Here is a 10,062-nt window from a genome sequence, read left to right as displayed (position 1 = left end):
GCGTCCGCGTACGACCTTTCGTGCCCGCACGGTTCTGCGGTCGTTCACGAGCTACCGAAGCGGTAACCGAAGCCGCGTGCGGTCTGCACGTACCGAGGATCACCGGCCGCGCCCACGACCTCCATGGTTCCCACGGCACGCACGGTGCCCTGCGACAGGTCGTCCACCCAGGCCATCTGCGCCCGCAACCGTTCCTTGGAGACCGTGAGCTTCCACAGCCCCACCCCCAAGAACGCCGGCGCCAGGAAGACCTGCCCGCCCCACAACCATCCGTTCACTGGTCCACTCTCTCTGGCCGCCCAGGTGGCGGCCACATCGTCTCCCAGCCGGTCGGCGACCTCGGTGCCCGCGCTCTCCCGCCGCGGGTGCAGCCAGCCAGTGAGGTCGAAAAGGCTGGCCGACGGCCTCTGTCAACGTGCGGGGCGACATGTCACGCCGCCCCGCACGCAGTGGTGCGCCTCGTCGGGGCGCGGTGTTACTTGCCGTAGTAGGCGTTGTGGATCGAGACCATCGAGGTGTTGCCCTGCTTGTCGGTGACCTCGGCGCGCAAGGAGATGCCCTTGCCCTTGGCAGGGTTCTTCACGGTGATCCTGTCACCCGTGACGGTCGCCTTCCTCCAGCTATGGCCGTCGTCGTAGGAGACGCGGACGGTGAGGGACTTCAGGTTGCCGCCCTCCGCCGCGCCCTGGACGTTCACCCCGATGCTCTGCGTCTTGCCGGCGGGCGCCGTACTGTCCAGCCCCAGTGCCGCGTTGAAGCGCGCGGTGGACACGGGCAGCTGCTTCCGTGTCGTGGTTTTCTTGGAGCGGAACGTCCAGCTGGTGTCGATGCGGGTGGAGGCCGCGCCGACCTTGGTGCTGCGCCGGACGGACGACGTCAGCCTGTACTCGGCGTCCCCTGCCGGGACTTTGAACTCGCCCGTTCCGTCGAGCGGGTCGGCGTTCTCGACGAGCTTGGTGCCATTTCGGTGGAGCGCCGTCCTGACCGACAGATACGTCGACGTGCCTTCGTGGCTTTGGCCGTCGGCGTAAACCGGCACGCGGCCCACGATGGTGTTGCCGTCCCGGAAGACACCGTGGTTCCCGCTCATCAAGGGTCCGAAGACGCCTGTGTTGAAGGTCCTCCGGTAAGTCTTGCCCGCCTCGAAGGTCTGCGGCATCCTGCTCCAGTAGGCCGCTTCGGTGCTGGGACGGCCGTCACTGTCCGGAGCGCCGTACTGTTTGAAGTCGAAGGTCCACCCCACAGCCGTGGACAGATACAGCGTGCGCGGGCTGGGGAGCTTCTGCGTGACGTAGATCGCGGAGGGGACGCCCAGCCCCGGCGGATCGAACACTGCCGCGACCGACCCCTCCTTGCCCGCCGTGGAGGCGCCCAGCCCGGCCCGGACCGTGGCAAGGTCAGTGGCCTTGTAGTGTTTGGTGAAGCCAGTGGCGAGCTGCTTCACTGGCGTGGCGGCCGTTGTGTCGTACTCGGCGCTCGCACCCTTGGTCCAGTGTCCGTCGAACTGCTGGAACAGCGAACCGTCGGTGATCTGCGGCCCGAGGTGACGTGTGCGGAGGTTGGTGTAGCTGTCGAGCCAGGCGCCGTGGATGAACACCTCGTTGCCCGCCCGGAGCGTGTAGAGCGCCGAGGCGAGGACCGGCTTCGCCGCGGCGTCCGGCACTGTGATGTCCACCGGCTTGGTGGTCCGGGCGTCCACGGTGATCGTCTTGTTCTTGGTGACACTCAGCTTGGGCTGGGCCAGCCAGTCCACGCCCTTGCTCGCGTCGTTCGGATCCATCACGATCTGCGAGTCCAGGAGGTAGTCGCCTTTGGGGACGCGGACCTTGACCGTGCCGGACGGGTCGTAGGGAGTGAGCTCGATCCCATTTGCCAGGCCGGAGTGGCCCTGCAGTCCGGTGGTGTATTCGGACGAGGGCCGCCCGTCGCGACCGATGTGCTTGACCGCTACATCGTAGGACTCGACCTCGCGGGTCACTGTCGCGGCGGTGCGCACGGACTGGCCGCCCTGTGTGGCGGTGATGTACGCCGCGTAGGAGCCGTCCACAGTGCCCTGCTTGGTGTCGGCGGTGAGGGTGACGGACGCCGTGCCGCCGGCCGGGACCGTGACCGTCTTTGCGCCGAGCTTGAAGAAACCGTCGGGGACCGCCCGCCCCCTGGGGTCGTTCGCGGTCATGGAGAGGCTGAGCGTGACGTCGGTTTGGCCCAAGTTGCGGTACGTCACCTTCTTGGTGACCGCGGCGTCATCGGTGTGCGGCCACCGCTGCGTGCCGAGGTTCAGCGACACCGGTTCGGCGATCAACGTCTGCCTGATGGCCTTGTCGACGGCTATACGCCCCGAACCCTGCTCGTACGGCGTGTAGGCGCCGCCCTTGGCGGAACCCGTCAGTGCGCCCTTCAACTCGGCGTAGGTCCAGTCCGGGTGCTCCTGCTTGAGGATTGCGGCGGCGCCGGCGGCGTGCGGGGTCGCCATCGAAGTTCCGGAGATCGTCAGATAGCCTGGCGGTTTTTCGCCGACCTCCCGCGCGAGGGCGCTACCCGGTGCCGCGGCCGCGGTGATGTCCACGCCCGGTGCGGTGACATCGGGCTTGATCGCGCCGTCACCGACGCGTGGGCCCGTGCTGGAGAAGTCCGCCAGCCTGTCGTTGCCGTCGACCGCTCCGACAGTCAGCGCGGCGTCCGCGCTGCCGGGGGAACTCACAGTCCCCGGGCCGTTGTTGCCCGCCGCGACGGCGAAGAGGATGCCCTTTTTCGCGGAGAGCTTGTTGACCTCTGCCTCCAGTGGGTCCACTCCGGGGCTGTCCTGGCCGCCGAGGGAGAGGTTGACGATGTCGGCGTCCTGCTCGGCCGCCCACTCCATGCCTGCGAGGATGCCGGAGTCGTCGCCTACGCCGTCGTCATCGAGAACCTTGCCGTTGAGCAGCTTGGCGCCCGGCGCGACACCCTTGTACGTGCCGCCGGACTTGGCACCCGTGCCGACCGCGGTGGACGCGACGTGTGTGCCGTGTCCCTGGCGGTCCCCAGCATCGGCCGACGCGGTGAAGTTCTTCTCAGCGACCACCTGGTTCTTCAGGTCCGTGTGCGTGGCGTCGACACCCGTGTCCAGCACGGCGATCTTCACGCCCTTACCGTCGTACCCCGCCGCCCAGGCGCTGGGCGCGCCAATCTGCGCGACGCTCTTGTCGAGGCTCGCCCTACGCACACCGTCCAGCCAGATGTGCGAGATTCCGGAAGCGGTGGTGCGGAAACCGCCCGCCTGTTCGCGGGTGAGTGTGTCCCACAGGTCCTTGATGTCTTCGCGGGGGATGACGACGGCGTCCGCGTCGAGGTTCTTCAAAGTCCTGCGGACCTGAGTGTCGCCTGTGGCGCGCACGTTGGCCCGGGCGGCCGCGGCGGTTGCGCCCTGGTAGCCGACAATCACCTTCAGGCCCTTCTTCTGGGCCTTACGAACAGCGAGTTGGTCGAGCTCGGTGACATCGAAGAGCCGTTGGTCGAGCCTGCCGGAGGCGATGAGCCGTTCGGCGTCGAAGGGCACGACGAGGGTGTGACTCCCGGCATTGCGCGTCCGGACAGGTATGTGTTCACGGCCCTTTGCCCGCTCGATTCCGAGAGCGCGTCCGGTGGCGTCGACCAGGACCCGGTCGCCCGTGATCAGTGTGATGCTGTGGCCGGCGGTGAGCGAGCGGGTCGCCCCGGCGTCCCCCGCGTTTAAAAGAGCGTGCCCCGTGCTGTTTCCGCTCGCAGCCGCCGGGCCTGCCATGCCTGCTGCGAGCGCCATGGTGACTGCCGTGGCTACGGCGGTTGGGATTATTGTGTTCACTTGTTTGCGTAAGTCCTCACCTTGATGAATGTGCAGGAAGAACGGAGTCTCTCCGCCCCGCCGACCGGGACTGATCAGGCCGATGTGGCTGGCTCGGTGGGCTGAAGGGCCGACCGCACCGCCCACGTGGGCCCGGTCGAGGAACTGGTCGATCTCCGCGGTCAGACCCTAGAGGTGCGTCAGTTCGGCGGGCACCGAACCATGGCGGTGAACACGCGCCACCCTGCTGAAAGCGATTCCTGGACCACCATGAACAGCCGTAGGAGCACAGGGCACCGGCGCGGTCACCAGAACATGCCTCCGCCCGCCCCTGCCGGTTGCTCGGGCAGTACGTGGACGAGAATCCCCATTGCGATGTGCGCCGATCTCGCCCGCACGCACACCACCGGACGCGGGGTTGCACAAACGACGCGGCCACCGCCCACGCGCCAAGGGCGACGGGAGCACCGGGCGCCGCCCGATCCTCACCCTCGCCGACCGGCTCCTGGCCACCGTCCTCCATTACCGGCACGGCCTGCCCCAGGTCGCCGTCGCCAACCTGTTCAGCGTCTGCCCCGAGACAATCAACCGGCGCATGCCCTCGGGCCAGCCGTCGAGCAGGTCGCCGGTGAGTTCCGCGACCCAGGCGCCGTCCCGGATCTCGCCGTCGGTCTCGACGGCCGGGGTCCAGGCCGATGCCGGAATCTTGAGGACGTGCTGGTGGATGGCCTCGGTGATCACCATGCCGACCGAGTAGGACAGCCAGCGCCCGCGCTGGGCGAGCCAGGCGACGAACTCGTGAGTGCCGCCCGGTCCGTGGTCGACGAACCCCATCAACGGGTGGTGGCCGTAGGTCTTCTTCCAGGTCGGGGCGGCGCCCTGCTTGTCCGAGTGCGCGATGACCAGAACTCCGTCCAGGTCCACGGTCACCCGCCCGCCGGTGTCCGGAGCCCGACCTGCAGCCAACTTCCAGACGTGGCTGCGGACTTCGGCCCGAGCCGCGCGGATCGCACCCAGTGCCTTCCCTCCGGCGGTGGCGAGGGCGTCGACCGGGCGGGAGACCGTCGGGTCGGAGGCCATCGGCCCGAACACGGCTGGCTCGGGCCGCAGCAGTGCGATGTCGGCGAGGCAGTCCCCGCCGGGCGCGACCGCCAGCGCGAGATCCACAAGGACCTTGCCCGGGTCGTGGACGGCCCGCGGCTTGGGCCAGGGGCGAGTGCTGCGGAGATGGCCTGGTCAAGGCCGATCTTGCGGGCCGTTTCGACCAGCAGGACCGAACCGGCCTGCGAGACCACGGTTCGGCCGTCACTCTGGACACGGACATGGGGGGTAGGACCCGATAGGCTGCTTCACCTGGAAAGTGCCTCCGACAGGGGCGGGAACAAGGACCCCAGCAATCCTCATTCTCGCTGGTCAGAGGCACTTTTCGCTTACCTGACCGCCTGTCGGACGGCCCGCTTCATGAAAGCGCGAGGCTAATTGCACGGCATTGCTGCCAAGTGGCGTGCATCACGTTCCGGGAACTGGTTCGGGCTGGCCGGACAGTCCGAGGGTATGGAGATGAGTGCGCGCGCCCGAATACGGGCGGGAGATACCGATACGTTCAGGTCTCTCTTCGATGACTACGCCCGGGCGGTGTACAACCATGCCTTTCGGCTGACCGGCGACTGGTCAGCCGCCGAGGACGTGCTGTCCTTGACTTTCCTGGAAGCATGGCGGCTGCGCGAAAGGGTGGACCTGGACGGCGGGTCTCTGAGGCCTTGGCTGCTGAGCATCGCCACAAATACCACGAGGAACATCCGCCGGGCCGCGCGGCGGCACGAGGCGGCTGTCAGCCGTCTGCCGCGCGAGGAGACGCTACCGGACTTCGCCGAGGATTTGGTCGACCGGATCGACGAGGCAGGCCAGGTCGCGGCGCTGCATGCGGCGTTGTCCCGGCTGCGCCGCGCGGAGCGCGAGGTCGTCGCGTTGTGTATCTGGTCCGGCCTGGACTACGCGGCCGCGGCCCAGGCGCTGGGCATCCCGGTGGGCACTGTCCGCTCTCGTCTCTCGCGAGCCCGCAAGAAGCTCCGCAAGTTCGCCGGTGCCGAGGTTCCGTTCAGGAGCGGGAACTGGGACGCGGGCTGCGGACAGGTAGATGGTGACCGCGTCCCTGCGGTCCGGCCCACCCAGGAGGAGACCCGATGAGCCCTAAGCCGCCCATGCCCACCCAGGCCGAGCGCGAGGAGATGGCCCGGCTGCTGCCGGTCCCGGCCGAGCGTGACCTGCCCGGGCGCCGCCACCGGCTCCTGAAGGACCACCTGATGCGCGAAATCCAGCACGGCACCGATGCCGCCGCCAAGCCCTGTGCCCGGCATCGCCGCCGCCTGACGTTTACGGCCATCCCGCTGGCCGCAGCCATGGCTGTCGCACTGGCCACCGGCGGTGTGTTCGATCAGCACCCCACCGCCGGCCCCAGCCCGACGGTGGCCTCCGGCCCGTCGGCACGTGGAACCAATGCCACACCGGCTGCGGTGCTGCTGGACCGTATTGCCACCGTCGCTGCGTCCAAGCCCGCGCCTGCCGTCCGCGACGACCAGTACGTGTACATCTCCAGCAAGGACGCCTACTCCAGCCAGAGCGACGACCTCGTCATGCGCCTGGACAAGCCGCACCTGCGGCAGATCTGGCTCTCGGTCGACGGAACTCGCCCCGGCTTGCTGCGCGAGAACGGCCACGATACGGAGCTGGGCACCGCGCAGGAAGGCGTCGTTGTCAGTGAAGGAGACGGCCGGACCACGGGCACCGACTCGGGACGTCCGGTAACCGTGAAGCCCCCGGGCTATGCGGCACCCTCGCTGAACAGCCCGACCTACCGCTACCTGGAGTCGCTGCCCACCGACCCCGACGCGCTGCTGAAGAAGATCTACGACGAAACCAAGGGCGCTGGGCCCGGCCCGGACCAGGAGGCGTTCGTGACGATCGGCGACCTGCTGCGCGAGCAGCTCGCACCGCCGAAGGTCAGTGCCGCCCTGTACGAGGCCGCAGCCAAGATCCCCGGCGTCACCGTCGTGGGCGATGTCGTGGACGCCGCAGGCCGCCACGGCGTCGCCGTCGCCCGCGTCCACGACGGCGAGCGCACCGAGTGGATCTTCAACAAGCACACCCTGGAATTCCTCGGCGAGCGCAGCGTCATGATCAAGGACACCCCAAGGGCGAAGGCCGGTCAGGTCACCGCCACCACCGCTGTCCTGAGCCGCAGCATCACTGACAAGCCCGGACAGACACGCGGCCGCGCAAGCTGACGAAGCGCTGAAGCGGTGCCCGAACTGATCAGTTCTGGCACCGCTGGGCGGTCCGTCCGTCCCGCTCGGACGGACGGACCGCCCAGCCAAGAACCATCAACGCGTTACCTCGTCGGCGCCCGTGCGCCCTGCATACACGAGGTGACGACCGAAAACTCGTGACAGGACCCCCTTCATGCACGCGCTCATTTGTGCTGCTACCGGTCTGCCGTCCCCGTACACCGGCCAGGTGCAGCCATGACGCTTCAGGCAACCCGCACCGAGACAACCGCAGCGTCACAGACATCTGCGCTGCCGTCCTTGACCGGCATGCGCTGGGCGGCGGCGTTCGTGGTCTTCGTCTACCACGTGCGGAACTTCGGCTATTTCCGCGGCGAGAGCGCCCGAATCGTCGACTGGGCGTTCGGGGCCGGCGCGACGGGCGTGTCGTTCTTCTTCATCCTGTCCGGCTTCGTGCTGGCATGGTCGGCCCGCCCGGGAGACAGCGCGCGGGCGTTCTGGCGGCGGCGCCTCGCCCGGATATACCCGGTGCACCTGGTCACCGCAGCGACAGCCCTGGTACTGGCCGTCACGCTGGTGCCGGGCCTGCGCCCCAGCGGCCCCGCAGAAACGGGAGCGAACCTGCTGCTCGTGAGCTCCTGGAACCCGCACTGGTGGCAGGCACTGAACCCGGTCAGCTGGTCGCTGACCTGCGAGGCGTTCTTCTACGCCGCCTTCCCCGTCCTGTACGCAGGCCTTCTCCGCTTCAGCCCTCGCGGCCTCGCCGCCCTGGCGATGTCATGCACCGGGGCAGTGATCTTTCTGCCTTGGGTCAACTTGTCCTTCAACCTGGGCTGGACCCTGTATTCGTTTCCCCTCGCCCGGTTTCCGGAGTTTGTCCTGGGCGCGGCCATCGGCCGCCTGGTCCAGATCGGGCAGTGGCGCGGACCGGGGTCGGAGGGAGCCATGGGGCTCACCCTCATCGGTTACTTCCTCGCACATCAGCTGCCCGGTGGCGCCAGCTACGCGGCGTTCACGGTGATCGGGCTGTCCTGTCTCATACCGGCGGCCGCGCTCAATGACCTGCGCGGCGCCCCGTCGCTGTGGCGCCAACCGTGGCTGGTACGGCTCGGCGAGTGGTCCTTCGCCTTCTACATGATCCACCTTCTCGTCATGCGGGCCGCCGAGCAGTTGCTCGGCGAGAATCCCGCACTCGAGACAGAGCCCGCCCTGGCTCTCACCATCGCTGTCTGCACCGTTTCCCTCGGCCTGTCTTGGGCCCTGTACCGCTGGGTCGAACAACCCGGCCGACGATGGATTCTCCGAGGGCCCCGCACTGCGGGCCGTCCAGCCAACGGCGGACGCTGACATGGCGCCTGTCCTCGAGCGGTCCCGGACTGCCGGCCGCACGGCCGCCCTGCTCGCCCTGTGCGCACTCTTGAACGTCACCGCGCCGACCGTCCCCTCCTCACACCACACCCTGGTGGTGATCGGGGCATCGGTCTCTGGCGGCTACCGCAGCGCACCGGGCGCAGCCTGGCCCGAACAGATAGGGCGGCGCCTCGAACAAGCCCGCCTGCCCGTCTCGGTTGTCAACGCCAGCATCAGCGCCACCCGGCTGCTTACCAAGAACGACAACGGCAGTCCCAGCGCACTGGACCGCCAGGACCGCGACGCACTCGCGGTCCCCGGCGTGCACACCATCGTGCTCACCGACGTCATCAATGACATCCAACAGCCCCCGCACCAGTACGATCCGCAGGCAATCATCAGCGGGTTCAAAGAATTCGTGTCCCGCGCCCACGCCCGCGGTGTCCGGGTCTTCGCCACGACCATCCCGCCCTACAACGGGTTCCCCCGCTACGAGCCGGCCGGTGAGCGCTGCCGCCAGGCCGTCAATACCTACATCCGCCGCAGTGGCCTCCTCGATAGCATCCTGGACTTCGACCGCATCCTCAAAGATCCCGCCGATCACACTCGCATCCGTCCCGCCTACGACTCCGGCGACCACCTCCACCCGAACGACCGCGGACACCACGCCATTGCTGAAGCCACCGACCTCCGCCAACTCACCAGCAATCCGAATCGATGAAGAGGTGCCCTCGACGACCGCGCGCTGATCTGCGAGGTGTCCGAGGGACTGTAAAACGTTCGGCCCTGTCTCACATTCGGTGGTGACGGAGAGTTGTGACGGTCGTTGACACTCGCGTGAAGGATGTCAATGAGCTTGTGCAGACGGTGTTTTCGGGTCTTTCCCCGCTGGTCATAGAGGATGTGGCCGACGAGGGCGAGCGGATCGTGGTGTGGGCACGGACTCCGCGGGGCACCGCGGTCTGTCCGGTGTGCGGGGCGTCGTCGGGGCGGGTGCACGGATTTCACCTGCGGACGGTGGCCGACGTGCCGGTCGACGGACGGCGGGTTGTGGTCCGTGTGCGGGTGCGGCGCTTGGTGTGTCCCACGCGCGGCTGCCGGCAGACCTTCCGCGAGCAGATGCCCGGAGTGCTGGAGCGTTACCAGCGACGCACGGCCCGTCTGACCAGGCAAGTCAAGGCTGTGGTCAAGGAGTTAGCGGGTCGGGCGGGATCACGTTTGCTGGCGATACTCGCGGCGGGCGTGTCTCGCCACACGGCCCTGCGCGCCCTGCTGCGCATCCCGTTGCCCACCGGGCGGACGCCCCGCGTGATCGGCGTCGACGACTTCGCTCTGCGTCGGCGGCACCGCTATGCCACTGTGGTGATCGACGCCGAGACCCATGAGCGGATCGACGTGCTGCCCGACCGCACCGCCGACACGCTGGAAGCGTGGCTGCGCGAGCATGTGGGCGTCGAGGTCGTGTGCCGTGACGGCTCCGCGACCTATGCCGAGGCCATCCGCCGGGCCCTGCCCGACGCGGTGCAGGTCGCGGACAGGTGGCACCTGTGGCACAACCTGTGCGAAGCCGCTCTGAGCGAGGTGAAGGCACACAGCACCTGCTGGGCCGCCGTGCTGGACGCGCCCCTC

General features: G+C 68.3%; 7 protein-coding genes and 1 pseudogene. 5 read left to right on the top strand and 3 right to left on the bottom strand.

Annotated elements, in window-relative coordinates:
* Positions 1–44 precede the first annotated feature (44 nt).
* The 3 genes and pseudogenes from ACF1B9_RS37585 to ACF1B9_RS37575 all read right to left on the bottom strand — a co-directional run.
* Complete coding sequence (locus tag ACF1B9_RS37585) at positions 45–278, bottom strand: DoxX family protein (protein ID WP_391746927.1); 234 nt, start codon at positions 276–278, stop codon at positions 45–47.
* A gap of 197 nt (positions 279–475) precedes the next feature.
* Entirely contained in the window at positions 476–3,778 is a 3,303-nt protein-coding gene (locus ACF1B9_RS37580; RefSeq protein ID WP_391746926.1) for a S8 family serine peptidase, read from the bottom strand.
* Between the two features lie 612 nt (positions 3,779–4,390).
* Positions 4,391–5,152, bottom strand: a pseudogene (locus ACF1B9_RS37575) (transposase); the annotation flags it as partial.
* A gap of 201 nt (positions 5,153–5,353) precedes the next feature.
* On the opposite strand from ACF1B9_RS37575, the gene ACF1B9_RS37570 reads away from it, so the two are divergent.
* The 5 genes from ACF1B9_RS37570 to ACF1B9_RS37550 form a co-directional block, all read left to right on the top strand.
* Positions 5,354–5,986: an RNA polymerase sigma factor gene (locus tag ACF1B9_RS37570; RefSeq protein WP_391746925.1), complete on the top strand. Its 633-nt coding sequence runs from the start codon at positions 5,354–5,356 to the stop codon at positions 5,984–5,986.
* On the top strand, positions 5,983–7,083 hold the full coding sequence (locus ACF1B9_RS37565) for a CU044_5270 family protein (protein ID WP_391746924.1): 1,101 nt from the start codon (positions 5,983–5,985) through the stop codon (positions 7,081–7,083). The genes ACF1B9_RS37570 and ACF1B9_RS37565 overlap by 4 nt, the downstream gene beginning before the upstream one ends.
* Before the next feature lie 237 nt (positions 7,084–7,320).
* On the top strand, positions 7,321–8,430 hold the full coding sequence (locus ACF1B9_RS37560; protein ID WP_391746923.1) for an acyltransferase family protein: 1,110 nt from the start codon (positions 7,321–7,323) through the stop codon (positions 8,428–8,430).
* Position 8,431: 1 nt separating this feature from the next.
* Positions 8,432–9,154 (top strand): GDSL-type esterase/lipase family protein, encoded by a 723-nt coding sequence (locus ACF1B9_RS37555; RefSeq protein ID WP_391746922.1) that lies wholly within the window; start codon positions 8,432–8,434, stop codon positions 9,152–9,154.
* A 146-nt stretch (positions 9,155–9,300) separates the two neighbouring features.
* On the top strand, positions 9,301–10,062 hold a 762-nt coding region (locus ACF1B9_RS37550), incomplete at its 3' end, for an ISL3 family transposase (protein WP_391746928.1).

This window comes from Streptomyces sp. NPDC014727 (assembly GCF_043083485.1).
Lineage (GTDB): Bacteria > Actinomycetota > Actinomycetes > Streptomycetales > Streptomycetaceae > Streptomyces.
The sequence above is the reverse complement of the archived record's forward strand: the minus strand, read 5'-3'. Positions and strand labels throughout refer to the sequence as shown.

Bases quoted from the DNA above. Each gene is read 5' to 3' on its own strand.
- ACF1B9_RS37580 (WP_391746926.1), bottom strand. From the start codon at position 3,778: ATGGCGCTCGCAGCAGGCATGGCAGGCCCGGCGGCTGCGAGCGGAAAC.
- ACF1B9_RS37570 (WP_391746925.1), top strand. From the start codon at position 5,354: ATGGAGATGAGTGCGCGCGCCCGAATACGGGCGGGAGATACCGATACG.
- ACF1B9_RS37565 (WP_391746924.1), top strand. From the start codon at position 5,983: ATGAGCCCTAAGCCGCCCATGCCCACCCAGGCCGAGCGCGAGGAGATG.
- ACF1B9_RS37560 (WP_391746923.1), top strand. From the start codon at position 7,321: ATGACGCTTCAGGCAACCCGCACCGAGACAACCGCAGCGTCACAGACA.
- ACF1B9_RS37555 (WP_391746922.1), top strand. From the start codon at position 8,432: ATGGCGCCTGTCCTCGAGCGGTCCCGGACTGCCGGCCGCACGGCCGCC.